The organism is Streptomyces paromomycinus, assembly GCF_003865155.1.
In the GTDB taxonomy this organism is placed as follows: domain Bacteria; phylum Actinomycetota; class Actinomycetes; order Streptomycetales; family Streptomycetaceae; genus Streptomyces; species Streptomyces chrestomyceticus.
In genome coordinates, this window is the sequence record NZ_BHZD01000001.1 from 7,490,898 (window position 1) to 7,517,562 (window position 26,665).

Consider the following 26,665-nt stretch of genomic DNA (forward strand, 5'->3'; position numbering starts at 1 on the left):
GTCCGGCAGCCTCTACGCGCGTCAATCTCTTGCGTGGCGACGGCAGTTGTCAAGGCTCGCCGGGTGTACGGGAACGGAAAGCAAGGTGAACCGCCCGCCATGCACGGAATTCCGTCTACGCTGGGGCTTCGCACGAGCCGTAGTCCGCACGAGGAGCTGAGCCCGAGATGTCCGCAGACCGCCCCACCCTGCCGCCGGTGCGGCTGCACTCCGACGCGGAGCTGGCGCGGGACGCGCTGAGCGCACCGCTCTTCGCCCGTGCCGCGCAGCTGGCCCGCTGGGCCGAGGCCGGTGTCCCCGTCGGGGTCGGCGGCGAGCTCCTTGAGGAGCAGCTGGCCGCCGCCGTCGACCACCTGGGTCTGGCCGGGGACGAGGACGGCGCCGGGTACGCCGCCGAAGCCTGGCAGCTCGCGGTCGACACCGGGCTGGTGGAGATCGAGGAGACCGAGGAGACCGGGGCGACCGAGGCGGACGGCGACGAGCTGCCCGACGACGCCGCCACCGGCACCGCCGCTCCCGGCGAGGAACTGTCCCTGCTGACCTCCGGCAGCCCGCAGGACATCCTCGACATCTGGCTCGGCGGCATGGAGACCGTACTGGCCGACGCCGTGGCGCCCGACCTCTCCGACATCGCCGACCAGATCGCCGAGGGCGGCGACCTGGACCTGGACGCGATCGACTGGAACCCCGAGGAGGAGGCCGAGCTGCTGGACGGCATCCTCGGCAACCTCTACCTGCTCACCGCCCTCGACGAGGACCCCGCGCAGGCCGTACCGCTGCCCGCCCTCGCCGCCTCCATGATCGTCCCGGACGACATGGACGAGCCCACCGACGACATCCTCGAAGAGGTCTCCGAGGCGATGATGCGCCTCGACGACCAGTTCCGGGTGCTGCAGCCGATCGGCCTGGTCGACTACCAGCCGGTGGACGAGGCGCTCATCGAGGAGCTGGACGAGGACGGCGCCACGACGCGGGCGGCCGAGCCCTTGGAGGACGAGGACGTCTCCCGGTACGGCATGGTCCGGCTCACCCCGCTCGGCGTCTACGCCGTACGCGCCCGGATGCTGGACGCGGGCGTCGACGCACCGGCCGTCGGCGACCTCACCGACAAGGGCGCCGACGTCCTCCTGGACGCGCTGCCCGACTACCCGGAGCCGCTGGCGCAGGCCGAGTCCGAGCAGTGGCTCGCCGCCCGTACGCCCGTCGACGCCGCCCGTGACCTGCTCTCGGCCGCCCGCGGCGACGACGAGGACGGGCCGCGGCGCCGGCTGGCCTGCCAGCAGACGCTGTCGCTGGCCGGGGCGGAGGCCGAGCCCGCGCTGCGCGAGGTGCTGGACGACGGGCAGCTCGGCGGTCTGGCCCGGGTCTGGCTCGCCGAGCGCGGTGCCGCCGACATCCCCGAGCCGTCCCAGGACATGATCTTCTGGCTGACCGTGGACACCATCGCGGCCCAGCTCGGCGCGGCCGAGGCCGACGAGGAGAGCGCGGCCGAGCTGCGCGGCCTGGTCGAGGGCGTGGTCGGTCAGCACAACGGCTTCTTCGACGCCGCCTGGCGGGTGGGCCACCCGGCGACCTCCGACGTGCTGGAAGCCATGGGCCGCCTCCACCCGGACAAGAAGACCGCCAAGGAGGCCCGCAAGGCCGCGTTCAAGGCGCGGTCCCGGCAGGGGGGCTGAGCGTTCCGCGGCTCACCGGCCGCAGGCGACCGGCGGGCGGCCGGAGCACCTCGGTGCTCCCGCCGCCCGCCGGCGTGTTCCGCGGCGGTTCGCCGTCAGCACACCAGCTGCGTCACGCAGTTGAACGTGGTGGACTGGCCGTTGAAGCCGTAGGTGCCGCGGTAGGACAGCGGGACCTGGAACTGGCCGATGATGGTGACCGTCGCGGCGCAGTTGCCGCCGGTCCCCGGCCGCTTGGCGTCGATCCGCAGCGAGCTGCCGATCGAGCCGCCGGTGATGTCCCACGGGGCGCCGCAGATGCCGGAGGTGATCCGGCCGCCCGTGACGGCGTTGGTGTTCGGGTTGTAGTTGACCTCCATGTCAAAGGTGAGCGCCTGGTTGTGGAGCGCCATCTTCTGGGTGACCTGGACGGCTTCGGCCGAGACCTCGCGCTGTACGGCGAACGCCTCGTCCCGGGTCTTGACCTCGGACCCCTGGGCGTTGACGAACTGGTGCTCGCGGCCCGGACCCTTCCTCTTCTGCGCTGCGCTTGTCATGGCTCTCCCTCGGGCTCGGTGGGTCAGGCCAGCTGCTCGGCGACCTCGACGCGCAGCAGCGTGCGGACGGTCTCGATGTGGTTGACGACGGTGACCGTCGACGAGCCCGCGAAGAGCAGACCGACCGCGACGTTGTCGAGCGAGGTGACCAGCGAACCGGAGTCGCCGCCCGCCGAGATGTTCGTGGTCATGATCTGGTCCTTGAAGCGCGCCGTACCGGCCGTGCCGTAGTTGACGTCGACCGTGGCGTCGGTGGAGACGATCCGTCCGAAGCTGATGTTGGTGGTCCGGCCGGTCTTCTTGACCAGGTCGCCCACCGCGACCGACGACTTGCGGCGCCACGCGCGCGGCGCGCCGCTGAAGTACTGCTGCCGGGTGGCGTCCTCGAACTCGATCTTCGCGAGGGCCGCGTCCACCACGTTGTTGTGCTGCGTCAGCGGGATCTGCGGGGCGAACTGGATCGAGATGAAACGGTCCAGCGTGCCGATCCGGTCCGCCGGGTCCGTGCCGCCGTCGAACTTGCCCGGCTGGAGCACGGAGCTGCCCAGCGGCGCCCGGTTGGAGTCCGCCAGGACGTGGTTGTTGCTCAGGATGTAGAACTTGCCCGGTACGCCGAGGCCGGGCGCCGGCGGGTTGGTCTGTGCGCCGGGCAGGAAGTCGTACACCACGCTGCCCAGCGTGCCCGCGGTGACCTGCACGTTGCCGACGGAGAAGCCGGCCGGGCAGGGCCGCATCCGGCGCTTGAGGAGCTGCGGCTCCAGGGCGCTGCCGAGCTGGCTCAGCTCTTCGAGCAGCGGCTGGGCGAGTGCGCCCATCCGGCCGCCGTTGCTGCCGAGGCCCTGCTCCTGCGCCATCGAGCGGCTCTGACCGCTCGGTACGCGCTGCTGGGCCTGCGCGGAGATGTGGCCGACGGCCAGGACGTCGGTCGGGGTACCGTCGTCCATCTCCCGGGGGATCACGTCCCGTTCGGGGAGCATCGACTCCGGGACCTTCTGCGTGACGAAGACCAGGACGGCTTCCTCGCCCGTCGGCTCACCGTTGGTCCACTTCACCCCGTGCCCGAAGCCGACGACGTTCGCGGTCGGGTTCTGCGGGTGCATGAAGTCGGAAAGTGCCTGCTGACGGGAGGTGTCGCTGACCTGACCTCCGGTGGGTCCGCGCATCATCTCGGGCTGGTTCACACCAGACCACCTCTTCCCCGGTGGGCGTCCCGCGCGGCTCTCAGCCGTGCGCCCGGGCCGTACGGACGGGCCGTACGGGCAAGGAGCGCTCCTACGGGCCGGAGTGCTCCTGCGGACGGGCGGCCACGGCTGCGGGGCGGGACCGCGTTCGCTTCACGAGCCTGGGCCGTGCACGGCGGCGGGCTCTCAGGGGAGGGCGGGAACCCGGCACGGACTGCTCCCCGGGCAACTCCGTGCAGCGGCGGATTCTCCGCTCTCCCTACGGGTGATGCAGGTAGGGACTGTCTATTGCCGGGCTGGTCGGCGGTCAAGGAGGTACGCGATAAATCTTGCGCTTGCTGCGCTGATGCCGCTGATGACCTTGTTTGCCATGGTTTTCCGGGCCGCGGAGGAACGCTTCCGGACATCGCGGCGTCGTACGGGGTTCAACCGGTGTTCGCCGGGGCGCGCGAGGGTGTGCGGCGCAGGGACCGAGCACACCGAACCGGCCGTCCAGGAGATGACCATGCCGCTCACCCGCAGAGACTTCGCCAAGCGCTCCGCCGTCGCCGGTGCCGGCGTCGCACTGACCGGCAGCGTGGGCGTCCTGGCCACCGCACCCGGCGCCATCGGGCAGGAGGTCCCGGACCAGGGGCTCACGGGAGCGGAAGCGCCCGCCCCGGCCGCCGGCGCACGAGGGCGCACCCCGGGGTACGGGCCGCTGATCCCCGACCCGGCGGGCATCCTGGCGCTGCCCGCCGGATTCTCGTACCGGATCATCACCCGGACCGGAGTCACCAAGCTGGAGACCGGCGAGTCCACCCCCTCCCACCACGACGGCACCGCCGCCTTCCAGGGCCCGCGCGGCACCACCCTGCTCGTCAACAACCACGAGCTGAAGGGGCCGCGCGCGCAGTGGCCGCACCCCGTACCGCTCGCCGACGGCCTGGTCTACGACCCGGCGGCAGCCGGCGGCTGCACCGTCGTCGAGATCTCCCGGGACGGTTCGCACGTCTGCGAACGGGTCGGCATCGCCGGTACGTCCACCAACTGCGCCGGCGGACGCACCCCCTGGGGGACCTGGCTGACCTGCGAGGAGACCGAGGACAAGGCCGGCCGGAACGGCATGACCAAGGATCACGGCTACGTCTTCGAGGTCGACCCCCACGACGTGCGCGCCGCCCGCGCGCCCCGCCCCGTCAAGGCCCTGGGCCGCTACGCCCACGAAGCGGTCGTCGTCGACCCCAAGCGCGGCCACCTCTACCTCACCGAGGACGCCGACCGCCCCAACGGCCTCCTCTACCGCTGGACCCCGCCACACGGCTTCCAGCACGGCCGCGGCCGGCTCCGCACGCTCGCCGACGACGCGGGCGTCCTGGCCGCGCCACGCTGCTTCGACTCCGGCGGCCGGTTCGTCGACGACCTCTCCCGCGCCACGAAGACCGGCACGGTCTACGGCGTCGACTGGATCGAGGTCCCCGACCGCGACGCCCGCACCACCCCCGTACGCAAGCAGTTCGGCGACCGCGACATCACCCGCGCCCGCAAGCTGGAAGGCATGTGGTGGGCCGACGGCGGCGCGTACGTCGTCGCCTCGTACGCCCGCGCGGAGAGCCCGGTCCGCCATGACGGCCAGGTCTGGTTCTACGACCCCCGCCGCCGCACCCTGACCCTGAAGGTGCTGCTCGGCGTCAACCCCGACCCCGGCCGGGACGGCGCCTTCGACGGCCCCGACAACATCACCGTCTCCCCGTACGGCGGCCTGATCATCGCCGAGGACGGCGAGGGCGTCCAGCACCTCTTCGGCGCCACGGACGACGGCCGTACGTACCCGATCGCCCGCAACGACCTCAACATCGGCACCGCCGACGACCCGGCCTACAGCGAATTCACCGGCCCGGTGTTCTCTCCCGACGGCCGCACCCTCTACGCCAACATCCAGGAGCCGGGGATCATGCTGGCGATCACGGGGCCGTGGCGGCGGCAGCGCTGACCGCTGCGCGGCCGGGGGCCTGACGCGGGGTGCCTGGCGTACCTGAGTACCTGGCGTACCTGACGTGCACCTCCAGGAATCCCGACCGTAGCGCGCACGTTGTACTGAGGGTGAGCACGTGGACGAGTACGACGACCCAGGCACCCGAGAAGACGGCGGCCGGAACCGCGGACGCGCCCGCCGCCCGCCTCCGCACCACCCCCTTCTCCCTCCTCGACCGCTCCCGCACCCGCCAGGGCCACCCGGAGGCCGAGGCGCTCCGCGACACGGTGGCCCTCGCGCGGCACGCCGAAACGCTCGGCTACCACCGCTTCTGGGTCTCCGAACACCACAGCGTGCCGGGCGTCGCCGGCTCCGCGCCGACCGTGCTCGCCGCCGCGGTGGCCGCCGCGACCTCCCGTATCCGGGTCGGCACGGGCGGCGTCATGCTGCCCAACCACCGCCCGCTGGTCGTCGCCGAACAGTTCGGCGTCCTCGCGTCCCTCTTCCCCGGCCGCATCGACATGGGCCTGGGCCGCTCCGTCGGCTTCACCGACGGCATCCGCCGCGCCCTCGGCACCGACAAGGACGCCGCCGACTCCTTCGCCCCCCAACTGGCGGAACTCACCGCCTACTTCACCGACAGCCCGCGCCCCCACCCACAGGTGCACGCCCGCCCGGCGGAGGGCCTGCACGTCCCCGCCTTCGTTCTGGCCACCGGCGCGGGCGCGGACATCGCCGCCCGCGCCGGACTGGCCTTGGTGATCGGCGACCTACGAGGCCGCGAAGCGATGCGGGCCGCCATCGACCGCTACCGCACCACCTTCGAGCCCTCCCCGCTCTGGCCCCACCCGTACGTCATCGTCTCCGGCACGGTCGCCGTGGCCGAAACCCGCGAACAGGCCCGCGACCTCCTGCTCCCCGAAGCCTGGTCGATGGCCTACTCCCGCACCCACGGCGTCTTCCCACCCCTGGAACCGGCCGAGTCGATCGCCGCCCGCGAACCGTCCATGCCGCCGAAACAACGCGATCTGTACGAGTCCGCCCTCACCGGCCACGTTTACGGCACGGAGCCCGAAGTCGCCGCCCAACTCGACACCCTCCTCACCGAGACCGCCGCCGACGAATTCCTGGTGACGACCAGTACGTACGACCGCGCTGGACTGCTGGAGTCGTACGAGCGGCTGGGGCGGGTGGTGGGGTTGGGGGAGGCGGGGCGGCCGGAGCGGGAGGCGATGTAGGCCGGGCCCGGTGGGCCCGCGAGCGCTTGTCCGTGGTTGCTGCGCGTGGTCGGCTATCCGTGGTTGGCCCAGAACAGCAGGCCGAACGCGCCGAGGAAGACGACGGCCAGCACTCCGCCGGCTCCCGGGCGGCGGCGCTTTGCCGCGAGGCGCGCGTAGCCCGCGATGACGAGCGCCCACCCCAGGCCGTACAACCCCCACCCCACGGTTCGGCCGATGTCGTTCTGCACGATGCGGAACGACAGATAGGCCAGCATCACCAGGACGATCGGTGCTGACCACAGGGCGTCTTCGACTTTCTGCTGCCGGGACTTGGGCATGCGGTTCCTCCACTGCTGCCGGTGCCGGGCAGCCCTCCGGGAGGACTGCCCGGCACCGGCGGGACGGTTCTTACTGGCTCTTACTGGCCGGTCAGCCAGCCGATCAGTTCATCGAGGACCATGCCGGGGGACGCCTTGATGACCCACTTGGCCGGATTCCAGTTGGACAGGCTGTTCACCCAGCGGTTGAAGGCGTCGGTGCCCCGCTTGGCCGCGGCGATGGCCGGCTTGAGGAGGTCACCCGACTTCTTGAACAGGGCCTTGAGGGCTTCGACCTTGGCGCTCGCGTGCTGCGCCCCGTCGACCTGCTGTGCCGCGGCGGCGAGTTCGGCGATCTGCTCGGCGGTCAGGTGCGCTTCGCCGTTGGTGGCGGTGGCCGGGGACGCGGCCTTGTGGGCCGCGAGCTCGGCCGCGGTCAGGGTGGGTGCGGCCGTGTGACGGTGGTGCTCGACGGCGTTCGCCGCAGGGGCGGCGATGCCGAGGGCCACAGCGGCGGCAGCGGTGCTTGCGGCGATCCGCAGGCGCTTGTTCACGTTATCCTCCGTGATACAGGGAGGTGGGCGGGGGCGGTACCGGTCAAAGTTCTCCTCCGCTCACCTGTCTGGTGGGGTAGATGCCGATCCGGGCCGGTGGTCAGCCGTCTGCCCGGGCGGTGGTCGGGCCGGGTGCGGTTCCCGGTCAGAGCACCAAGCGTCCGACCAGGAACAGCGCGGCCAGTGCGAGAGCCGCCAGGAGTCCCCGCTCCCAGGGGGCGCGCAGCGCTGCGCGCACGCTGTCCGCGATCCGTCGGTACGACAGACGCAGCGAGTCTCCGAGCGGCATGGGTGCGCCGATGACGTCGGTCAGGAAATAGAGCGCGAGAGGGCTGACGGCAGCCGCGCCCACCAGGGCGGGAGCGGATTCGGCGAAGATTCCCAGCAGCGCCAGGAGGACGCTGCCCGCGCCCCACACGGCGCACCGCGTCTTCACCGGCCAGGCGAAGCCCTGTCGATCTCGTTCACTCATGAGCCATCACCGGCCCGGGTCAGCGGGTGCGGGCCGGTGCGCTGAAGAACTCCAGAATGGTGTTGATGAATGCCTGCATCTCGCTGGGATCGCGAGCCAGCTTGGTCGTCTTCAGGTATTCCTTCAGCGCGCCCGCGCCGTTCTTCGCGGCCTTGATGGCGCCGGTGACGACACCGGCACCGTACTTCCAGACCAGCTTGGCGACCTTCACGGGCCACGCGTGCTGGGCGTCCGCCGTGGCCGGATGCTGCGGCGTCGTGCCGGAGAGCGCCGCGGCGAGGTCGTGCCGAGCATGCGAGTCGCCGGGGAAGAACGCCTCGGCGACCGCGTCGGCCGTCGGATTTTCGGGCAGCTGCCCGACGGCCGCCGCAATGCGGTCGGCCTCCGCGTCGGAAACGGGAAGCGCTGTCGCGGTCTGCGACTGCGGCTGTGCCCGGTGTGCTTCCACAGCTGACGCCATGGGCGCCGAGACGCCGAGCGCCACAGCGGCCAGGGAAACAGCAGCGGCCATCCGAAGGTGCTTACGGTTCACGTGATACCCCCTCTTCATGAAAACAACTTTGGCAGGTTTCGAGGGCCCGAATGGATTTCGGGCTTTACCTGTTGCCAATCTCCCGGCTGGTCAGGCCGGGACGAGATGACTGTCCATGGTCCAGACCAAAACTTTCAAGCCGTGATGCCGTTTTGTGACTCAGGTCACCTTGCAAGCCAAGGTTTACTTGGGATTAAGCCATGGCTTCCATGGTCATATGCTCCTCTCGCGTCACCAAGTAAGGTCTCATGGGAGATGTTCACGACAAGACTCGGTTGCGGGCGTGGGGATGAGTGTTCCCAATGGCCCCCCTTGTCCGGGCTGGGTGACCTATCTCTCAACCGCTTGGTAAGAGTTGCATCGCTTGGCCAACGCATTAGAGAGTCTTTACGCCCTGCCTCGACGCAGGCGATGCGGGTCACCGCACATCATTTCTCCGCTCGGCGCGGCCGATACGGCCCCGCGCACCTCGATCGCCCGTTTATTCGACAGGGCTCTCCATGAAAAGCCGAACCCCCGTTTCATGAACAAGAACGCCGCGCTCGTCGCCCACAACCTGAGCAAGTCGTACAACGGCAAGGCCGCCGTGGACGACGTATCTTTGACGCTGTCCGCCGGAAGCGTGACCGCATTCCTCGGCGCCAACGGCGCGGGCAAGACCACCGCACTCCGCCTGCTGCTCGGCCTGCTGACGCCCGACACGGGCCACACCCTCTACGGAGGCCGGCCCCTGCACACCTGGCGCGCCCCGGCCCGTGCGGTCGGCGCCGTCATGGGAGGTGTCGCCGGCCACCCCAAGCACACCCTGCGCGACCACCTGCGCATGGTCGCCGCCGGTGTGGGGGCCGACGACGAGGTGGTGGGCGCGGTCCTGGAGCGCGTCGGCCTGACCGCCGCCGCCGGCCGGCGCCTCGGGAAGCTGTCCCTGGGCATGGGCCAACGCGCCGGCATCGCCCAGGCGCTGATCGGTGACCCGGCCGTGCTGGTGCTCGACGAACCGGTCAACGGGCTCGACCCGCACTCCATCCACTGGTTGCGCACGCTCCTGCGGCAACTGGCCGACGACGGCAAGGCCGTGCTCCTCGCCACCCACCTGCTCGCCGAGGCCGAACAGCTCGCCGACCACGTCACCGTGCTCGCCCAGGGCCGCGTCGTCGCGCAGGCCACCGCCGCCGAACTGGGCGATCGGGCCACCGGTCACGTAATCGTCCAGGGGCCGGACCTCGACCGGTTGCTCCCCCTGGTGCGCCGGCACGACGCCGTCCTCGAATCCACCGGGCCCGGCACCGCGCGCGTATCCGGCATCGACCGCTTCCGGATCGGCGACTACGCCGCCGAGCAGGGCATCCCCCTGCACTGGCTCGAAGAGCGCAGACCGTCACTGGAAGAGTTCTATCTCTCCGTCGCACAGCAGGAGTTCGCAGCCCGGTGAATCCCCACGCGCCCGCCACGCCACCTCTCCCTGTCCTCCCCTTCCCCGCCGCCCCCACCTCCCTCGTCACCGCGCTGCGACGAGCGGCGCGATACGAGATCCGACGGCTCCAGGGCCTGACCTCCACCCGTATCGTGCTGGGCCTCCTGTGCGCCGTCAGCGTCCTCAACGGCATCCTGCTGCGGACGGACCTGCCGACGGCACCCAACGGCGAACCGCTCGCCGTCAGCACCGCCGACCTGGCCGACTGGCTCCAGCACAGCCCCACTGCCCAGCAGGTCCCGCTGAGCGCCCTGCTGCTCGTCTTCGTTTTCGGCAGCGGCCCCGTCGCCGGCGAACTCCGCTACGGGACAGCACGCACCACCTGGCTGACCCTGGGCAGCCGCGGCATCGCCTACACGGCCAAACTCCTGGTCGGCGCCACCGCCGTCCTCAGCGCAGCCGCCCTGAGCCTCCTGCTCCAGACCGCGGTGGGCGCAACCGCGCTCGCCCTCACCGGCGCACCCCAACCGGCCTGGACCGAAGCCGGCGGCCCGGTCCTGCGCTACCTCCTCGTCATGGGCTGCTGGCCCGTCCTGGGAGCCGGCCTCGCCGCGCTGCTACGCAGCCGGGTCGCCACCGTCCTGGCCCTGACACTCTGGCCGATCCTGGCCGAGCGACTGACCGGGCTCCTGCTCGCCAAGCTGCCCGGCTTCGACGGGATCGCCGAGGTCCTGCCGTTCGCCGCGGCCCGGGCCGCGATGCGCGCGGAGCCCGCCACCGACCCGTTCACCCAGGCCCTGGTCGGCAGCTCCCTGCCCGCCGGAGCCGCCACGGCGCTGTTCGTCCTCTTCACCCTGGCTGTCGGCGCGCTCGGCTGGTTCGCCTACGCACGACGGTCCACCGCGTGAGGTGACGCCGCCCGCCCGGCACTCCTGGCCCGCCCCACCGGCCGCGTCCAGCGCCGTGGACCAGAACGGCAGCGCGACCACCGGCAATCCGAGCCCGACCGCCTCGGTGAGCAGACCGAGGGCGTATGTGTCGGCGATGCCCGCGGCCCACTTGTTCACGGAGTTCATCGTCATGGGCGCGACGATCACCGCATCGGGCGCCGGATCACGTCTCACCGTACAGCCGCATGTGCACAGGTCCCCCAGATGAGATGGTCACTAGGCTGCCAGGGTGATCGAAGCGGTGGTGTTCGACGTGGGAGAGACGCTGGTCTGCGATGACCGGTACTGGCATGGCTGGGCTGACTGGCTGGGCGTCCCCCGGCACACCCTCTCCGCGTTGGTGGGGGCGGTGGTCGCGCAAGGCCGTGACAACGCGGATGCCGTGCGCCTGTTGCGGCCCGGCACGGACATCGCCGCCGAATACCGTGCACGCGAAGCAGCCGGGCAGGGTGAGTTCCTCGACGAGACGGACCTGTACCCGGACGTGCGACCGGCACTGGCGGCGCTTCGCGCGGCCGGGGTCAAGGTCCTGATCGCTGGAAACCAGACGTCCCGTGCCGCCGCGCTGCTTCGCGGCCTGGACCTGCCCGCCGACGGCATCGCGACATCGGGTGAGTGGGGAGTCGCCAAGCCTCGGCCTGCATTCTTCGAAAAGGTCATCGAGTTCGCCGGTGTCGCACCGGAGCACATCCTGTACGTCGGCGATCACCCTGCCAATGACATCGTGCCCGCCCGCGCGGTCGGCCTGCGGACCGCACACGTACGTCGTGGTCCGTACGGATTCCTGTGGGCAGCCGGTCCGGAAGCCGGCCTGGCTGACTGGCGTGTCGACGGCTTGGCCGAGTTGGTGGACATCGTCGCGGGCTGATCACCCGTCAACGTGCGTGCGTGGGCCGCTCTTGCCGGAGAGCATTGGCGCCGTGGCCACACCCACCGCGTTACCGTGTGTACTGCACCCCGAACGGAGCGCTGTATGCATGCCGACGCCTCGACCGGTACGGGAAAGCGGATCGCGTATCAGCGTCGGCTGGCTCGCCTCACACAGCAGGAGCTCGCGCGTGCGGCAGATGTAGCCCTGGGGACCGTACGCAAGATCGAGTCGGGGGAACGAGGCGTCGGTGAGGCCGTTCTGGATGCCATCGCCGCGGCTCTCGGCGTCGACGTCGCCTGCCTGCTGCCCCGGCGCGACCGCGCTGACGACCGGGTGCACCGGGCCATGCCCCAGCTGTCCGCAGCCCTCGCCACCTACGACATGCCCGAGGACGGTCCCACGCGTCCGTTGAGCGAACTCCGGGAGGCGGTGGCCGAGGCCGTCACCTGGCGGCTCGCAGCCCAGTACGTTCGTATCTCCTGCCGTGCGCCGGAGCTTCTCACGGAACTCGGCCGTGCCTTCCACGGTGCGCCCGTGGCGTACCGTGCCGAGCTCGCCGAGTTGCTGGTCGCCGCATACCGGGCTGCCGACGCGATGGCGTACAAGTACGGCGCCTACGACCTGTCCGCCCGCCTGGTCGACCTCATGAGATGGGCTGTGTCGCAGGCGGAAGATCCATTGCTCGAAGCCGCGGTGGTCTATACACGGGCCGAGACCTATTTCGCCGCCGAAGCGCATGCGGCCGGCCTGCGTGTCCTGGAGCGCGCGTTGGACGCCCTACCGCGCCGTCCGGTCGGCCCGGCAGCCGTTGCGACGCGTGGGGCTCTGCACATGCGGGCCGCCGTCATGGCCGGTCGTGCCGGAGACGCGGCCGTTGCCGCCACTCATCTTTCCGACGCCCGCTCTCTCGCCGCTCGCGTCCCGGAAGCCGTCTACCGGGGGACCGGGTTCGGCCCGGACACCGTACGCATCCATGAACTGTCCGTGGCTGTCAGCTTGGGGAACGATGACGTACGACGCGCCCTTGACGCAGTGAGCGCCTGGGCCCCGCCAGTTGGCCTCGCCGCGGAACGCCGGTCGGGTTTCTTCATCGAACTGGCGCGCGCCCAGCTCTGGTCGGGTCGGCCGGACCAGGCTTTCGCCTCCCTCAAGACCGCACGCCACATCGCTCCTCAGCACACCCGTGAACACAAGTGGGTACGTGAGGACGCCGCGACACTGCGCAGGCTGAAGCGCGGTGACTCCGGGAGCCTGTCGGCATTCGCGGAATGGTGCCGCGCGGGCGGGTGACCGGGCTACCCCGCACAGGGGTACTTGTGCCGTCCACGGCAGGTCAGCATCTCCTTGTCCGAACGACAGGAGCTTGTGATGATCATGCCCAGTGTGCCGCCCCGTGTGGTCGGCGAACGTCCACCGGCGGGGACGTGCCCGCCGCCCGGTGCCCTGCCTGCCTGGATCCCGCGAGGAGCCGGCTTGCGGGTCGTGCGTGACATGGCCGGGCTCGGCGTGGATGTCGTGTGGCTGGCACTGGCGGTGGGGGGAGAAGGTGCTCCGGGAGTTGGGAGCGCGGTCCGGGGCCGTCATCGAGGACCATCGGCGTCCGGCCGGGATGTGCTGGATGGTGCCCGCCGGGACGGCCGGTGGCGTTCGGCTGCCCCTGTGGGAGGACGCGAGCATGGGGGCGGCTCTGTTCGTGCCGGGGCTGGAGATGCGCAGTGAGCGGCTGTGGTGGCGGGTGCGGCCGGAGGTCGGTGCGTTGGTCACGAGCCCGGTGACGCTGCGGGCGGCGGTCATCGCGGTGGGGGCCGGGCGGTGATCGGGTGTGCGGACTGCGGTGCCGTACGGGACGTGACCGTGATCGGCACGGTGCACACCGCCAATGGGGGCGGTGCCGACGTCGGGCGGTGTGCGGGGTGCGAGGAGAAGCGGGAGCGGTGGCGCAGGGGCGGCAGCCGGGGGAAGGGTGCCGCCCCTGGTGGCGTCAGAGCGCCGCGCCGCCCGGTTTGACCATGCCGCGGACGGTGCGGGAGTCGACGAATTCGCCCAGGGCGGTCATTTCCCATTCGCCGGAGAACTGGCGGATGAGTTTGGCCATCATCACGCCCGTGCGCGGTTCGGAGTGGGTGAGGTCGAAGCGGACCAGTTCCTCGCCGGTCTGGGCGTCGAGGAGGCGGCAGTAGGCCTTGGCGACGTCGGAGAACTTCTGGCCGGAGAAGGAGTTGACCGTGAAGACCAGGCCCGTGACCTGCGGGGGGATGCCGCCGAGGTGGACGGTGATGGCCTCGTCGTCGCCGGCGCCCTCACCCGTGAGGTTGTCGCCGGAGTGCTGGATGGCGCCGTTGAGGATCTGGAGCTTGCCGAAGAAGCAGTTGTCGACCTTTTTGCGGTCCGGGCCGTAGGCGATCACGGACGCGTCCAGGTCGATGTCCTTGCCGCGGTAGGCGGGCTCCCAGCCGAGGCCCATGCGGACCGAGGACAGGAGCGGGCGGCCGCCCTTGACCAGGGAGACGGTCTGGTTCTTCTGGAGGCTGACGCGGCCCTTGTCGAGGTTGATCTTGCCGGCGCCGGGCGCGGGCGCGGGAGGAGCCGGGGGAGCGGCGGGAGCGGTGGCCGCGGGCGGCGGGGCCATGGGGGCCGGGGCGCCGGTGGGCGGGCCCCATTGAGCGGCGGGAGGAGCGGGGGCCGCCGCCGGAGGAGCCGGAGGGGCTTGCGGGGCCGCGGCCGGGGCCGCGGGTTCTTCGACGCTGACGCCGAAGTCCGTGGCGATGCCGGCCAGGCCGTTCGCATAGCCCTGGCCGACGGCGCGGACCTTCCAGGCGCCGTTGCGCCGGTAGATCTCGACGACGACGAGGGCGGTCTCCGCGCCGAGCCGGGGCGGGGTGAAGGAGGCGATGACGCTGCCGTCGGCGGCGTTGCGGACCGTGCCGGTCGGTTCGGTGCCGGCGAAGGTGGCGCCGGGCGCGTCCAGGCTGGCGGTCACGACGATCTTCTCGATGCCGGCCGGCACCGCGGCGGTGTCCACCGTGATCGTGTCGCCCGCGCCGCCCGCGCCGGACGTGTGGGTCACGCCCGGGCCGGCCGGCTGGTTGTAGAACACGAAGTCGTCGTCGGAACGCACCTTGCCGTCGGCGGTGAGCAGCAGGCCCGACACATCGAGCCGCACGGGCGCGGTGACGTCCACCGCCACCCGCGAGGCGGTGAGCGGGAGGTTCGAGCCAGGAGTCATAGCGGTCATGCCGGGGATAACGAGTGGCCTTCCTTTGCGGTTCCATTACCGAGGTCCGGACGGGGCCGGGCGGGGCATTACGGGGCGGACACCCCGTACGGGCTCAGCGGCGTTCGCGGCTGTTGCCGAACAGCAGGCGGTAGGCGATGAGGAGGACCAGGGAGCCGGCGATGGCGGCGATCCACATGGACGGCTCGAAGAAGTCCTTCGGAATCGGCTTGTCCAGGAACTTCGTGGAGAGCCAGCCGCCTATGAAGGAGCCGACGATGCCGATGAGGGTGGTGCCGACGAGTCCGCCCGGGTCGCGTCCGGGCAGCAGGACCTTGGCGATGACGCCCGCGATCAGTCCCAGTACGAGCCAGCTGACGATACCCATGGTGCGTTCCTCGTTTCCTGCGCGGTTGCGCAAATGATTGATACGTAGACAAGGACGCCGGGAGGGCGGGGCGGGTTGCGTCGGCTTTTGTGGGGTGGTGCGGGCAGGGCGGTGGGACGGGTGTGGCCGGCGGCGGGCTCAGTACGGCCACTGGGGCGGGTCCACGCAGAAGGCGCCGCCCAGGTGGGCGTGTTCGGGGTCGGCGGGGTCGAGCGCTCCGTGTGCGGCCAGGAGTTCGGCGGCGTACGGCTCGGAGTCGTCCTGCGGTACGTAGCCGAGTGCGCGGGCCGTGGTCAGGTCCCACCAGAGGCGGGTGTTGGCGGAGGAGCCGTAGACCACGGTGTGGCCGACGCCTTCGGCGGTGAGCGCGGCGTGCAGCAGACGGGCGCAGTCGGGCGGGCTCAGCCAGATCGACAGCATGCGGACGGTGGTGGGGCGCGGGAAGCAGGAGCCGATGCGGACGGAGACCGTCTCGATGCCGTGCAGGTCCCAGTAGAGGGAGGCGAGGTCCTCGCCGATGCCCTTGGAGAGGCCGTAGTACGTGTCGGGGCGGCGCGGGGTGTCCACCGGGATCGCGCCGGAACCGTCGGCGGGACGCGGGGTGAAGCCGACGGCGTGGTTGGAGGAGGCGAAGACGACGCGGCGGACGCCTTCCTCGCGCGCCGCCTCGTAGAGGTTGTAGGTGCCTTCGATGTTGGCGCGCAGGATCTTCTCGAAGGGGGCTTCGAGGGAGATCCCGGCGAGGTGGACGATCGCGTCCACGCCGCGTACGGCCTGGCGGAGAGCTTCCTTGTCGGCCAGGTCCGCGGCGATGGCCTCCGGTGCGTCGTCGATGGTCCGCTGGTCGAGGAGCCGGAGCCGGTAGCCGTACGGGGGCAGCAGCCCGCGCATCAGGGTGCCGAGGCCGCCGGCGGCGCCGGTGAGCAGGACGGTGCGGGGTGCGGGCATGGGCTCCTCCGGGCGGTTCGGGGGTGAGGGTGAGGCTTCGTCCGCGGACGGGGTTCAGGTGAATGGACGGTCACGGTCCCGGTCAAGTGGGCGATCGCCGTCACCGACGCTGTCAGGTGGGCGATCACCGTCACCGTACAAGTGAACGATCGCCGTCACCGTAGGAAGGCGCGCCGGACAGGGTCAAGGTGCTTGACGGGCCGCTAAATGCGTTGGCTGGGGCGGGATTTCGGGGGGCGGCGTGGCCGTCCACGGGTCTTGACCGGGCCGGGGCGCTGCCTTAGCGTGAGCGCGTTCATGAGTATGGACGCCAGTCAGGGACGTGCACGAGAACGGGTGGTGGCGTCACCACGTCCGTACACGCCTCCTGTACGAGCTTGTCAGGGAGAGCCCGTGACCTCAGCCCCGCCGCTCGCCGACCGACTCGACGGACTGCTGTTCTTCCCCGTGACCGCGTACGGACCCGACGGCGCCCTGAACCTGCCCGCCTTCCGCGCCCACGTACGCGCCGGTGTGGACGCGGGCGCGGCCGCCGTCTTCGCCTGCTGCGGTACGGGCGAGTTCCACGCGCTGACCCCGGAGGAGTTCCGGGACTGTGTGGCCGCCGCCGTCCAGGAGGCGGCCGGGCGGGTCCCGGTGCTGGCCGGCGCCGGGTACGGCACCGCGCTCGCCGCGCGCTACGCCCGGCTCGCCGAAGCGGCCGGCGCCGACGGGCTGCTGGCCATGCCGCCGTACCTCGTCGTCGCCGACCAGGCGGGCCTGCTGCGGCACTACACCGACCTCGCCGCCGCCACCGCGCTGCCCGTCATCGTCTACCAGCGCGACAACGCCGTCTTCACCCCGGAGACCGTCGCCGCCTTCGCGCGCACCCCCGGCATCATCGGCCTGAAGGATGGCCTCGGCGACCTCGATCTGCTGCAACGGATCGTCAGCGCGGTGCGGACCGAGGCGGAGGGGGAGGAGTTCCTGTACTTCAACGGGCTGCCGACCGCCGAGCTGACCGGCCTCGCCTACCGCGGGCTCGGCGTCCGCCGGTACTCGTCGGCCGTCTTCGCCTTCGCCCCGGAGGTCGCCACCGCCTTCCACCGCGCGCTCGAAGGCGGCGACGGCACGATGGTCAACCGGTTGATCGACGGCTTCTACCGGCCGCTGGTCGAGCTGCGCAACCAGGGAAGGGGCTACGCGGTCTCGCTGGTCAAGGCGGGGGTACGGCTGCGCGGGACGGACGTCGGGCCGGTCCGGCCGCCGCTCGGCGAACCGGCGCCGGAGCATGTCCAGGCGCTGGCCGGGCTGATCGAACAGGGCTTGGCGCTGGTCGGCGCGCCGACGGGCGGACGGTGATGCGCGCCGCCGCGTTCCTGTACCCGTGGGACGTGGCCGGTGACCCGGACGCCGCCCGCCGCGTCGCGGACCTCGGCGTCCAGCAGGCCACCCTGGCCGCCGCCTACCACTCCACCCGGGCGCTGACCCCGCGCCACCCCCGCCACCGTGTCGTGACCGCCCGGCACGCGGCCGTCCTGTACCCGCCGGACGCGGAACGCTGGGCGGGCCGCGCCCTGCGCCCGTACGGGCAGGACTGGGTGGAAGGGCCGGACCCCTTCGGCGAGGCGGCGCGGGCGCTGGCGGACGCGGGCCTGGAGGTGCACAGCTGGGTCGTACTGGCCCACAACACGCGCCTGGGCACCGAGCACCCCGCCATCGCCGTACGCAATGCCTACGGCGACCGCTACCCGTGGGCGCCCTGCATCGCCCGGCCCGAGGTGCGTGCCTATCTGTGTGACCTGGCCGCCGAGGCTGCGGTACGGCCCGGCGCGCGCGGCACGGAGCTGGAGTCCTGCGGCTGGTACGGGCTGGCCCACCTGCACGGCCACGACAAGACCGCCGGCGTGCCGCTCTCCGGCGCCGCCCAGTACCTGATGTCGCTGTGCTTCTGCGAGGTCTGCGAGGCGGGCTACACGGCACTGGGCGTGCCGGCACGGGAGGTGCGAGGGGCGGTCGTACGGGCGTTGGAGCCGGTGTGGGCGGGTGCGGAGGCTGACGAAGGTGAGGCGGGGGACGGGCGGGCGGGGGAGTGGAGCGGGGTCGGGAAGCTGCTCGGGGGCGAGCTGGCGGAGCCCGTACAGCTCGTACAGCTCGTACGGAGCTGGCGCGACGGTGCCGCGCGCACGCTCCAGCGGGAGGTCGTCGCGGCCGTACGGGCCGCCGCCGCGGACGACGGTTTCCGCGTGCTGCTGCACGCCGACCCGGCCGGGCACCGCTGTGGCGCGAACGCGGGCGTCGACCCGGCGGACGTCCTCGCGCACGCCGACGGGGTGGTGGTGCCGTGCACAGGTGACGATGCGGCCCGTACGGACGCGCTGATGCCGTTCGCGGAGGTACGGGCCCGCTCGGCCACGTTCGCGGAGGTACGGGCCCGCTCGGCCACGCCGCCAGAAGTGCAGGTCCGCTCGGCCACGCTCCCGGCTACGCCCGCCGCCCCCGTCGTCGCCGCCAACCTCACCGTCGTCACCGCCATGGGCGGCCGCCCCGGCTCCCTCGCCGCCGACGCCGCGCACGCCGCCGCCCTCGGCGCCGACGAGCTGCGGCTTTACCACGCGGGCCTGGCGGGCGACGGGGATCTGGCGGCCGTACGGCGCGGGCTGGCGGCCGTACGGTAGGCGCCGTCTGCCGGGGCGAACAGTCCCGTGCCGCCCCGCGAAGACGACTCCGTGAAGATCGCCCCGCCCGTTCCGCTGCACCCGCAGTGCTCGGTGATCTACTACAACGCGTTCCGTTTCGCGGCCGTGCTCCTCGCCGTACGGCCAGGGCCGCGCGCCCGAGACGTCAACGTGCTCGCCGCCGCTCACACCCGCGAGTGCACCGCGCGTACGACGGCGAGCACGACCACGAGCCGACCTGGAAGGAACGTCATGACACAGCGCATCCTCGACCTCGACCGGGAGGAACTGGCTTCGCTGCGGGGCCGGGAGCTGACCGAGGCGGTCGCCGCCGCCGAGGGCCGCACGATGGTCGCCGAGGTCTTCGCGGAGCGCGCGGCGCTCTCCCCGCACCCCGAAGGCCACGCGGGCGTGCACAACATCGAGCTGGTCTCCGCCTTCGGCGCGGACATCGTCGTCCTCAACCTCATCGAGCGGGCCTGGGACGGGGAGTACCTGCGGCTGCCCGGACTGGGTACCTTCACCAGCTTCGCCGACCTCGCCTCGTACGTGGGCCGCCCGATCGGCGTCAACCTCGAACCGGGCGACGTGCCGGAGATCCGCCGGGCCGGGCCCGAGCAGGCCCGCCGCCTGGTCGACATGGGCGCCGCCCTGCTCTGTCTGACCGCCAACCCCGGCACCGGCGGAAGTTTCGACGGCCTGGCCCGGGTCACCGACGAACTGCGCCGCGGGCTCGGCGACGACGTGGCGCTGTGGTCCGGCAAGATGCACCACGCGGGGCACCCCGAGCGGGTGACCCCCGGGCGGCTGACCGCGCTGGTGGACGCGGGCGCCGACGGCATCGTCCTGCCGCTGCCCGGCACCCTGCCCGGCCTCACCAAGGAGCGGGCCGCCGAGGCGGTCGCCGCCGTCCAGGACGCGGGCGCGGTGGTGATGGGGGCGATCGGTACGAGCCAGGAGGGCGCGCACGCCGACATCGTGCCCCAACTGGCGCTGACCGCCAAGGAGATCGGGGTGGACGCGCACCACTTCGGGGACGCGTTCCTGCCGGGGATGTGCGATCCGGAGCTGCTCTACGCCTACTCCGTCGCGGTCCGCGGACGGCGGCACACCTGGAACCGGATGGCGCTCAACGGGCGCGGCAACCGCATCCCCGGCTGAGGCCGGGAAGAGGCCGGGAAGAGGCCGAGAAGGAGGAGGGGGGGAGGAGGGGACGCGCCGGGGGCTCAGCCGTCGCCCGCGCGCGGGGCCGGTTCGCGCTTCGTACCGGTCAGGTGGCCGAAGACCACCACGTTGCCCAGGTACTCCTGCCGGGCCTTGTTGAAGCCGCCGCCGCAGGTGATCAGCCGTAGTTCGGGGCGGGAGGCCGGTGCGTAGACCTTCTTGTCGGGGAAGTCCGCGCCGTCGTAGACCTCGACGGCGTCGACGGAGAAGACCGCGGTCCGGCCGTCCGCGCGGACGACCTCCACCTTGTGGTTCTTCTTCAGGGACCCGAGGTTGTAGAAGACCGCGGGTCCGGAGCGGTTGTCGACGTGGCCCGCGATCAGTGAAGTGCCGGTGGTGCCGGGGGTGCTGCCGTCCGCGTACCAGCCGGCGAGGTTCTTGTCCTCCTGCGGCGGGGTCGCCAGGCTGCCGCTCTCGTCGAGACCGAGGCGCATCAGCGGCGCGTCCACGCCGACGGACGGGATGCGTACCCGCAGGGGCCGGGAGGCCGGCATCGGCGGGGGCGGCGGGGTGGGGGCCGCGGACGGCCCGGGGTGCCGCGGGCCCGCGGCGAACCCCTGGTCGGCGGAGGGCTGCGGCGGCGGCGCCTGGGCCTGCGCGCCGTGGCCTATCAGCCAGATGCCGGTGCCCATCGCGCCCGCGGTGAGCAGGGCTATCAGCCCTTGGTCGCCGCGGCGGCGGGGGGTGTGTCCCATGGCTGTCGTGCCTCCGGGTGTCCGGGTGTGCTGCGGGCCGTCGGGCTGCGGGGTGTCCGGGTGTGCCGCGGGCCGTCGGGCCGTCGGGTGTGCGGGTGCGCTGCGGACCGTCGGGCCGCCGGACCGATCGCGTCCGACGGCCCGCGGAGGTTCAGGCCGAGTCGTCCGCGCGACGGCGGCGCACCATCCACACGCCGCCGGCCGCGGCCGCCAGCAGGACGCCCGCACCCGCGACGATCTCCGTGGTGCTGGAGTTCTCACTGGTGGTACCGACGCCGGTCCTGGTCGGGCCGTGCGGGGTGCTCCCGGAGGTGACCCGTACGGTGCCGGAGATCTCCGTCCCGTTGGCGCACTTGCCGCCGATGCCGTAGTTGCCCGGCTTGGTGCTGGCCGGCACCCGCAGGGAGCCCTGCACGTTTTCGGTGTGCGTCTGGTTCTTCGACGACAGGGTGATCCGGCCGGCGCCCAGCGTGCTGGCGTCGACGGTGGCCGAGCCGTCCTTGCCGCAGGCACTGCTGTTGAGGTTGACCGAGTTGCCGGCCTTGACCGGGTTGGGCGTCACCTCGATGCTGCCGGTGGCCGCGAAGGCCGCGCAGGTGGACAGGCCGAGGGCGGCGACGGACAGCGCGGCACCGGTGAGAACGCGAGTGGAACGCATGGGACGAACCTCCACGAGGCACGGACCGCGGCACACCGCAGCGCCGCAAAGGAAGTTGGGGGGAGTTCCGCGCCTCCTGCAATCGAGGTAAACGGCCGGGCGCGCCGGAAGCCTGTTGACGTGCTGTCAGAACTCCCGCGCACCGTCGGCGTGTCGCGCATGATCGGTTGCGTTTCAGCAGGTCAGGGGCTGGGTGGTCGTGACGTTCGGTGACGTTGCGGATTGGGATGAACGGGTGACGGATATTTCGCGCGGAATGTGGTAGTGGCGCTGCGTAATCGGGTGTCACGGAGGGTGGTCGAGCGGGGGGTGAGGGGTGGCCGAGGGGCGGTCCAGGCATGGCTGACGGGGCGGGCGCGGGCGGCGGGCGGCCGGCGGGCGGCCGGCGGGGTCACCCCGGCCGGACGAAACCGCTCTCGTACGCCGCGATCACCGCCTGGGTCCGGTCCCGCACCCCCAGCTTGGCCAGCACCCCCGCGACATGCGTCTTGACCGTCGCCGGGCCGACCGTCAGCCGGTCCGCGATCTCCGCGTTCGTCAGGCCCTTGGTCATCAGCCGCAGCACGTCCGCCTCCCGGTCGGACAGGCGCGCCCGCAGGGCCCGCGCCGACTCGCGCGCGGCCCGCGCCCCCGCGTACCGGGCGGCCAGTTCCCGTACCGCCGCCGGGAACAGCAGCGAATCGCTGCGTGCCACCATCCGCACCGCCTGCACCAGGTCCTCCACGCCGGCCCGCTTCAGCAGGAAGCCGCTGGCGCCGGCCCGCAGCGCGTCGTACACGTACGCGTCGTTCTCGAAGGTCGTCACCACGATGATCCGCGGCGGTTCCGCCATGCCGGTCAGCACCTGCTCGGTCGCGCGGATGCCGTCGATCTCCGGCATCCGTACGTCCATCAGGACGACATCCGGGCGCAGTTCGCGGATCAGCGGTACCGCCTCGGCACCGGTGGCCGCCTCGCCGACGACCTCCATGTCCGGCTCGGCGCCGAGGATCGCACGGAGCGCCGTACGCACCATCCGTTCGTCGTCCGCGAGGACGATGCGCAGCGGGGGAGGGGTGGCGCCGGTGCGGGCGTCCGCGCGTCCCTCGTCCGTGCCGCTCACCGGGATGCCCCCAGGGGGAGCCGTACGGTCAGCCGCCACACGCCGTCCCGGCCCGCGGCCCGGGCCTCGCCGCCCAGGAGGCGGGCCCGTTCGGCGACGCCGGGCAGGCCGCGGCCGCCACCGGGGCGGGATGCGCCCACGGCCGTATCGCTCGGCGGGACCGTCTTGCCTCTCTGCTCGGGGTCTTCTTGTACGGGGTCTTCTTGTACGGGGTGTGTCTGTACGGGGTGTGTCTGTACGGGGTCTGTCTGTACGGGGTCTGTCTGTACGGGGTTCTCCACCGTGATCCTCAGCTCGTCGGCGTCCAAGGCGATCCGCAGCCGGACCGGTACGGCACCGGCGTGCCGCAGCGCGTTGCTGAGACCTTCCTGCACGATGCGGTACGCCTCCCGCGAGACCAGCGGTGGCAGCCGCCCGCACCCGTCGTCGACGTCCGCGTCGATCCGCAACCCGGCGGCGCGGGTGCGGTCCAGCAGCGCGTCCAGGGCGTCCAGCGCCGGTGCGGGTACGGGGGCGGGAGTGCCGGCCGGGTCGTCCCCGTCCGCCCGCAACAGCCCCAGTACGGTGTCGAGTTCGGCGACCGCGCCGCGGGTGGTCTCCTCGATGGCGAGCAGGGCCTGCCGCGCGAACTCGGGGTCGGCGTCGAGCACCCGGCGGGCCGCGCCCGCCTGGAGGGTGACCGCGCTGAGCGCGTGGCCCACGGAGTCGTGCAGTTCGCGGGCGAGCCGGTTGCGGGAGGCGAGATCGGCGGCGCGCTGTTCGGCGGCGGCCAGCCGGTCGGCGGGTGTACGGCCGAGCAGCGCGGGCGCCGCACGGGCCAGCAGCCGGCCGCCCGCCCATGTGGTGCCCGCCACCAGGGCGAGCAGGCCGAGCCCGGTCAGTGGGCCGAGCAGGCCGCCGGCCAGGTCGGGCCAGCCCAGTTCCGCGTGCCGCAGCGGGTCGGTGACCGGCAGGAGGATCAGCATCACGGCAGCGGGCGGCGCCGCCAGGGTCATGCCGCTGACGATGCCGCCGGCCGTCAGGTGCGCCACGAACCACAGTGCCGTACGCCGCCGGGCGGCCCATGAGTCGGCGGGCTCCTCGGTCAGTTCGGCCGTCACGTCGGCGGGCAGGCCGCACAGTGACCGCGCCGCCGTCGCCTCCAGCGTGCGCAGCAGCGGGAAGAGCAGCGCGCCCAGCGCGGCGAGCGGCAGCGCGACGGCGAACGCGGCGAACTGCCAGGGGAAGTCGCTGAAGGGGTTCACGCCGTCGAAGGCGAGCGGGACGACGAGCGCCGCCAGCAGGAAGAAAGGGGTCAGCAGGGCGCCGCCGAGGACGAGATGCACCCAGCGGCCGAGGGTCAGGCGCGCCCCGCCCGTCCGTGACGCGCGGGGCGTCGAACCAGGCTCCGGCCCGGACTTCGCACCGGTCCTCGCCCCGATCCACCGGCGGGTCTTCGCGCCGGTCCTCGCCCCGGACTTCGCACCGGACCACCGGCGGATCTTCGCACCGGTCCTCGCCCCGGACCACCGGCGGGTCTTCGCACCGGTCCTCGCCCCGGCCTTCAACCTGAGCTTCAAAGGCGTCGCGTCGCCAGCGTCAGCCGGTCCCGCGCGTCGAGCAGCGCGTCCTTGATCAGCTGCTCGTGCCCCGGGGTCAGCCGGGCCACCGGCACCGAGCAGCTGACCGCGTCCCGCGCCGGGGTGCGGTACGGGATCGCCACGCCGAAGCAGCGCAGGCCGAGCGTGTTCTCCTCGCGGTCGACGGCATACCCCTGCTCGCGCACCAGGCGCAGCTCCTCGATGAGCTGCTCTCGGTCGGTGACGGTGTGCTCGGTGAGGGCGTCGAGCTGCTCCGGGAGGAGGGCCCGTACCTGGTCGTCGGTGTACGTGGCGAGCAGCGCCTTGCCCAGGGACGTGGAGTGCGCGGGCAGCCGGCGGCCGACGCGGGTGAAGGGGCGCAGGTAGTGCTGGGACTGGCGGGTGGCGAGGTAGACGACGTTGGTGCCGTCCAGCCGGGCCAGGTGGATGGTCTCGGTGGTGTCGTCGGCGAGCCGGTCCAGGGTGGGGCGGGCGGCGGCCACCACCTCGTCGCCGTCGATGTAGGAGGTGCCGACCAGCAGGGCGCGGACGCCGATGCCGTACCGGGTGCCGGTGGCGTCGGTCTCCACCCAGCCGAGGTCGACGAGGGTGCGCAGCAGCATGTAGAGGCTGGACTTCGGGTAGCCGACGGCCTCCTGGACGGCGGCGAGGCTGTGCATTCCGGGGCGGCCCGCGAAGTACTCCAGCAACTCCACCGTGCGCACAGCGGACTTGACCTGCGCTCCGGTGGTCTCGGCAGCGGACATCGGCCTTGACCCCTCAGTTCGGACAGCCATAGAGTCCCAGCGGACGTCACATTCACCAGCTGGGACGGCGTTCAGCATAGCGAACGGCGTCCTGGACGCGACAAGGGTTCGCCGGAAGGAATGCGCGGTGGCAGCAGCACCAGTCTGGAGTGTCGACCCCCGTACCGGGAAGCGGCGCGAGCAGGTTGCGGTGGAGGCCACAGCGGCCGAGGTCGATGCCGCCGTACGGGCCGCGCACGACGCCCGGGACGCGCTCGCCGACCGCCGCGTGCGGGCCGCCCTGCTGCGCCGCGCCGCCGACCTGCTGGACGGGGCCGGGGAGCGGATCGTCGAGGCCGCCGACGCGGAGACCGCGCTCGGGCCGGGCCGACTGACCGGTGAACTCGGCCGTACGACATACCAGTTGCGCGCGTTCGCCGACGTGGTCGAGGAGGGCGCCTTCCTCGACGTACGGATCGACCACGCCGACCCCGCGCTCATCCCGCCCCGCCCCGACCTGCGCCGCTACAAGATCCCGCTCGGCGTCGTCGCGGTCTACGCGGCCAGCAACTTCCCGCTCGCCTTCTCCGTGCCCGGCGGCGACACCGCCAGCGCGCTCGCCGCCGGCTGCCCGGTCGTCGTCAAGGCCCACCCCGACCACCCGGCCACCTCCGAACTGAGCGCCGCCCTGCTGCGCCGCGCCGCCGCCGAAACCGGCCTGCCCGCGGGCGTGATCGGCCTGGTGCACGGCTTCGAGGCGGGCATCGAGCTGGTCCGGCACCCGCTCGTCGCCGCCGCGGGCTTCACCGGTTCGGTACGCGGCGGACGCGCCCTGTACGACGCGGCCGCCGCCCGCCCGCACCCGATCCCCTTCCACGGCGAACTCGGCAGCCTCAACCCGGTCGTGGTCACCGAGGCCGCCGCCGACGAGCGCGCCGAGGAGATCGGCACGGGCCTGGCGGGCTCGATGACCCTCGGCACCGGCCAGTTCTGCGTCAAGCCGGGGCTCGTCCTGGCGCCGCAGGGCCCGGCCGGCGACCGCCTGGAGCGCTCCCTCACCGAGGCCGTCAGCAACACCGAGGCCGGGGTGCTCCTGGACCACCGGATGCGCGACGCGTTCCTCGACGGCGTACGGGAGCGGGCCGCCCTGCCGGACGTGCAGGCACCCGTGACGCCCGGCGCGGGCGGCGAGCACACCGTCAGCGCGGGCTTCCTCACCGTCCCCGCCGCCCGGCTCGCCGAGGACGGCGGTACCCACGACCTGCTCTTGGAAGAGTGCTTCGGCCCGGTCACCGTCCTCGCGCGCTATACGGACGACGCCGAGATCGGCGCCGTACTGGCGCGGCTGCCCGGCAACCTCACCGCGACACTCCAGCTGGGGGCGGCGGAGTGCGTGGGCGAGGACGCGGGGGCCGATGCGTCCGGAGGCGGTACGGGTATCACGGCAGCCACGGGCGGTACGGGGGCCGACGCGGCCGCAGGCGGTACGGGAGGCGACGCGTCCGAGGGCGGTACGGGGCGCGGCGCGCGCCTGCTGGCCGCGCTCACCCCGCTGGCCGGCCGGCTGCTCGTCAACGGCTGGCCGACCGGCGTCGCCGTGGCCCCCGCCCAGCACCACGGCGGCCCCTACCCGGCCGCCACCTCCACCGCCACCTCCGTCGGCGGCACGGCGGTCGAACGATGGCTGCGGCCCGTCGTCCACCAGGGCACCCCGCCCGCCCTGCTCCCGCCGGAGCTGCGCGAGCACAACCCGCTGAACCTGCCCCGCCGAGTCGACGGCCGCCCCGAAAGGTGACG

The 26,665-nt window shown here is 72.5% G+C and carries 26 protein-coding genes; 12 read left to right on the top strand and 14 right to left on the bottom strand.

The window, feature by feature from the left end; all coding sequences use genetic code 11:
* The first annotated feature begins 167 nt into the window (after window positions 1-167).
* Window positions 168-1,676, top strand: coding sequence for a hypothetical protein (locus tag OEIGOIKO_RS32200; RefSeq protein ID WP_125056988.1), 1,509 nt, complete (start codon window positions 168-170; stop codon window positions 1,674-1,676).
* A 95-nt stretch (window positions 1,677-1,771) separates the two neighbouring features.
* Here OEIGOIKO_RS32200 and OEIGOIKO_RS32205 read toward each other — a convergent pair whose 3' ends face one another.
* Together OEIGOIKO_RS32205 and OEIGOIKO_RS32210 are read right to left on the bottom strand one after the other, a co-directional pair.
* The gene (locus tag OEIGOIKO_RS32205) at window positions 1,772-2,212 is read right to left on the bottom strand and encodes a hypothetical protein (protein ID WP_125056989.1); all 441 of its coding nucleotides are present in this window, start codon (window positions 2,210-2,212) and stop codon (window positions 1,772-1,774) included.
* A 23-nt stretch (window positions 2,213-2,235) separates the two neighbouring features.
* The gene (locus tag OEIGOIKO_RS32210; RefSeq protein WP_125056990.1) at window positions 2,236-3,393 is read right to left on the bottom strand and encodes a chymotrypsin family serine protease; all 1,158 of its coding nucleotides are present in this window, start codon (window positions 3,391-3,393) and stop codon (window positions 2,236-2,238) included.
* 505 nt (window positions 3,394-3,898) lie between these two features.
* On the opposite strand from OEIGOIKO_RS32210, the gene OEIGOIKO_RS32215 reads away from it, so the two are divergent.
* Together OEIGOIKO_RS32215 and OEIGOIKO_RS32220 are read left to right on the top strand one after the other, a co-directional pair.
* Window positions 3,899-5,365: an alkaline phosphatase PhoX gene (locus tag OEIGOIKO_RS32215; protein ID WP_125056991.1), complete on the top strand. Its 1,467-nt coding sequence runs from the start codon at window positions 3,899-3,901 to the stop codon at window positions 5,363-5,365.
* A gap of 110 nt (window positions 5,366-5,475) precedes the next feature.
* Window positions 5,476-6,585: an LLM class flavin-dependent oxidoreductase gene (locus OEIGOIKO_RS32220; RefSeq protein WP_125056992.1), complete on the top strand. Its 1,110-nt coding sequence runs from the start codon at window positions 5,476-5,478 to the stop codon at window positions 6,583-6,585.
* A 53-nt stretch (window positions 6,586-6,638) separates the two neighbouring features.
* Here OEIGOIKO_RS32220 and OEIGOIKO_RS32225 read toward each other — a convergent pair whose 3' ends face one another.
* From OEIGOIKO_RS32225 to OEIGOIKO_RS32240, 4 genes are all read right to left on the bottom strand, one after another.
* Window positions 6,639-6,905: a hypothetical protein gene (locus OEIGOIKO_RS32225; RefSeq protein WP_125056993.1), complete on the bottom strand. Its 267-nt coding sequence runs from the start codon at window positions 6,903-6,905 to the stop codon at window positions 6,639-6,641.
* Window positions 6,906-6,985: 80 nt separating this feature from the next.
* Window positions 6,986-7,438, bottom strand: a complete 453-nt coding sequence (locus tag OEIGOIKO_RS32230; protein ID WP_125056994.1) for a hypothetical protein — start codon at window positions 7,436-7,438, stop codon at window positions 6,986-6,988.
* Window positions 7,439-7,583: 145 nt separating this feature from the next.
* A complete protein-coding gene (locus OEIGOIKO_RS32235) occupies window positions 7,584-7,910 on the bottom strand; it encodes a hypothetical protein (protein WP_125056995.1) in 327 nt (108 codons plus the stop codon).
* A gap of 19 nt (window positions 7,911-7,929) precedes the next feature.
* Window positions 7,930-8,394, bottom strand: a complete 465-nt coding sequence (locus OEIGOIKO_RS32240) for a hypothetical protein (protein ID WP_125056996.1) — start codon at window positions 8,392-8,394, stop codon at window positions 7,930-7,932.
* A gap of 571 nt (window positions 8,395-8,965) precedes the next feature.
* Between OEIGOIKO_RS32240 and OEIGOIKO_RS32245 the strand changes: the two genes are divergently transcribed.
* The 5 genes from OEIGOIKO_RS32245 (at window position 8,966) to OEIGOIKO_RS32265 (ending at window position 13,493) form a co-directional block, all read left to right on the top strand.
* Window positions 8,966-9,874 (top strand): ABC transporter ATP-binding protein, encoded by a 909-nt coding sequence (locus tag OEIGOIKO_RS32245; protein WP_125056997.1) that lies wholly within the window; start codon window positions 8,966-8,968, stop codon window positions 9,872-9,874.
* Window positions 9,871-10,764 (top strand): hypothetical protein, encoded by an 894-nt coding sequence (locus tag OEIGOIKO_RS43205; RefSeq protein WP_246177674.1) that lies wholly within the window; start codon window positions 9,871-9,873, stop codon window positions 10,762-10,764. The genes OEIGOIKO_RS32245 and OEIGOIKO_RS43205 overlap by 4 nt, the downstream gene beginning before the upstream one ends.
* Before the next feature lie 271 nt (window positions 10,765-11,035).
* Complete coding sequence (locus OEIGOIKO_RS32255) at window positions 11,036-11,674, top strand: HAD family hydrolase (protein ID WP_125056998.1); 639 nt, start codon at window positions 11,036-11,038, stop codon at window positions 11,672-11,674.
* Window positions 11,675-11,779: 105 nt separating this feature from the next.
* Window positions 11,780-12,967 carry a helix-turn-helix domain-containing protein gene (locus tag OEIGOIKO_RS32260; RefSeq protein WP_125056999.1) on the top strand — a complete coding sequence of 396 codons (1,188 nt, stop codon included), beginning with the start codon at window positions 11,780-11,782 and terminating at the stop codon, window positions 12,965-12,967.
* Window positions 12,968-13,235: 268 nt separating this feature from the next.
* Window positions 13,236-13,493, top strand: coding sequence for a hypothetical protein (locus OEIGOIKO_RS32265; RefSeq protein WP_125057000.1), 258 nt, complete (start codon window positions 13,236-13,238; stop codon window positions 13,491-13,493).
* A gap of 165 nt (window positions 13,494-13,658) precedes the next feature.
* Here OEIGOIKO_RS32265 and OEIGOIKO_RS32270 read toward each other — a convergent pair whose 3' ends face one another.
* The 3 genes from OEIGOIKO_RS32270 to OEIGOIKO_RS32280 form a co-directional block, all read right to left on the bottom strand.
* Entirely contained in the window at window positions 13,659-14,903 is a 1,245-nt protein-coding gene (locus OEIGOIKO_RS32270; protein WP_125057001.1) for a TerD family protein, read from the bottom strand.
* A gap of 103 nt (window positions 14,904-15,006) precedes the next feature.
* Complete coding sequence (locus tag OEIGOIKO_RS32275) at window positions 15,007-15,279, bottom strand: GlsB/YeaQ/YmgE family stress response membrane protein (RefSeq protein WP_030021300.1); 273 nt, start codon at window positions 15,277-15,279, stop codon at window positions 15,007-15,009.
* 138 nt (window positions 15,280-15,417) lie between these two features.
* Window positions 15,418-16,227, bottom strand: coding sequence for an NAD-dependent epimerase/dehydratase family protein (locus OEIGOIKO_RS32280; RefSeq protein WP_125057002.1), 810 nt, complete (start codon window positions 16,225-16,227; stop codon window positions 15,418-15,420).
* Between the two features lie 393 nt (window positions 16,228-16,620).
* On the opposite strand from OEIGOIKO_RS32280, the gene OEIGOIKO_RS32285 reads away from it, so the two are divergent.
* From OEIGOIKO_RS32285 to OEIGOIKO_RS32295, 3 genes are read left to right on the top strand one after another with little or no spacing between them, the layout of a single operon-like run.
* Entirely contained in the window at window positions 16,621-17,568 is a 948-nt protein-coding gene (locus OEIGOIKO_RS32285; protein WP_246177677.1) for a 5-dehydro-4-deoxyglucarate dehydratase, read from the top strand.
* Window positions 17,568-18,884 (top strand): glycoside hydrolase family 10 protein, encoded by a 1,317-nt coding sequence (locus OEIGOIKO_RS32290; RefSeq protein WP_125057003.1) that lies wholly within the window; start codon window positions 17,568-17,570, stop codon window positions 18,882-18,884. Before OEIGOIKO_RS32285 ends, OEIGOIKO_RS32290 begins: the two co-directional genes overlap by 1 nt.
* Window positions 18,885-18,935: 51 nt before the next feature.
* The gene (locus OEIGOIKO_RS32295; RefSeq protein WP_125057004.1) at window positions 18,936-20,045 is read left to right on the top strand and encodes a DUF7916 family protein; all 1,110 of its coding nucleotides are present in this window, start codon (window positions 18,936-18,938) and stop codon (window positions 20,043-20,045) included.
* 65 nt (window positions 20,046-20,110) lie between these two features.
* On the opposite strand, the gene OEIGOIKO_RS32300 is transcribed toward OEIGOIKO_RS32295, so the two are convergent.
* From OEIGOIKO_RS32300 to OEIGOIKO_RS32320, 5 genes are all read right to left on the bottom strand, one after another.
* A complete protein-coding gene (locus OEIGOIKO_RS32300; RefSeq protein ID WP_125057005.1) occupies window positions 20,111-20,803 on the bottom strand; it encodes a class F sortase in 693 nt (230 codons plus the stop codon).
* A 151-nt stretch (window positions 20,804-20,954) separates the two neighbouring features.
* The gene (locus OEIGOIKO_RS32305) at window positions 20,955-21,461 is read right to left on the bottom strand and encodes a hypothetical protein (RefSeq protein WP_125057006.1); all 507 of its coding nucleotides are present in this window, start codon (window positions 21,459-21,461) and stop codon (window positions 20,955-20,957) included.
* A gap of 391 nt (window positions 21,462-21,852) precedes the next feature.
* Window positions 21,853-22,476: a response regulator transcription factor gene (locus OEIGOIKO_RS32310; RefSeq protein ID WP_246178181.1), complete on the bottom strand. Its 624-nt coding sequence runs from the start codon at window positions 22,474-22,476 to the stop codon at window positions 21,853-21,855.
* 83 nt (window positions 22,477-22,559) lie between these two features.
* Window positions 22,560-23,888 (bottom strand): histidine kinase, encoded by a 1,329-nt coding sequence (locus OEIGOIKO_RS32315; RefSeq protein ID WP_174857252.1) that lies wholly within the window; start codon window positions 23,886-23,888, stop codon window positions 22,560-22,562.
* Between the two features lie 230 nt (window positions 23,889-24,118).
* Window positions 24,119-24,889 (bottom strand): IclR family transcriptional regulator, encoded by a 771-nt coding sequence (locus tag OEIGOIKO_RS32320; RefSeq protein ID WP_125057008.1) that lies wholly within the window; start codon window positions 24,887-24,889, stop codon window positions 24,119-24,121.
* A 127-nt stretch (window positions 24,890-25,016) separates the two neighbouring features.
* Here OEIGOIKO_RS32320 and OEIGOIKO_RS32325 point away from each other — a divergent pair, with 127 nt between their 5' ends.
* Window positions 25,017-26,663, top strand: a complete 1,647-nt coding sequence (locus OEIGOIKO_RS32325; RefSeq protein ID WP_246177679.1) for an aldehyde dehydrogenase (NADP(+)) — start codon at window positions 25,017-25,019, stop codon at window positions 26,661-26,663.
* Window positions 26,664-26,665 lie beyond the last annotated feature (2 nt).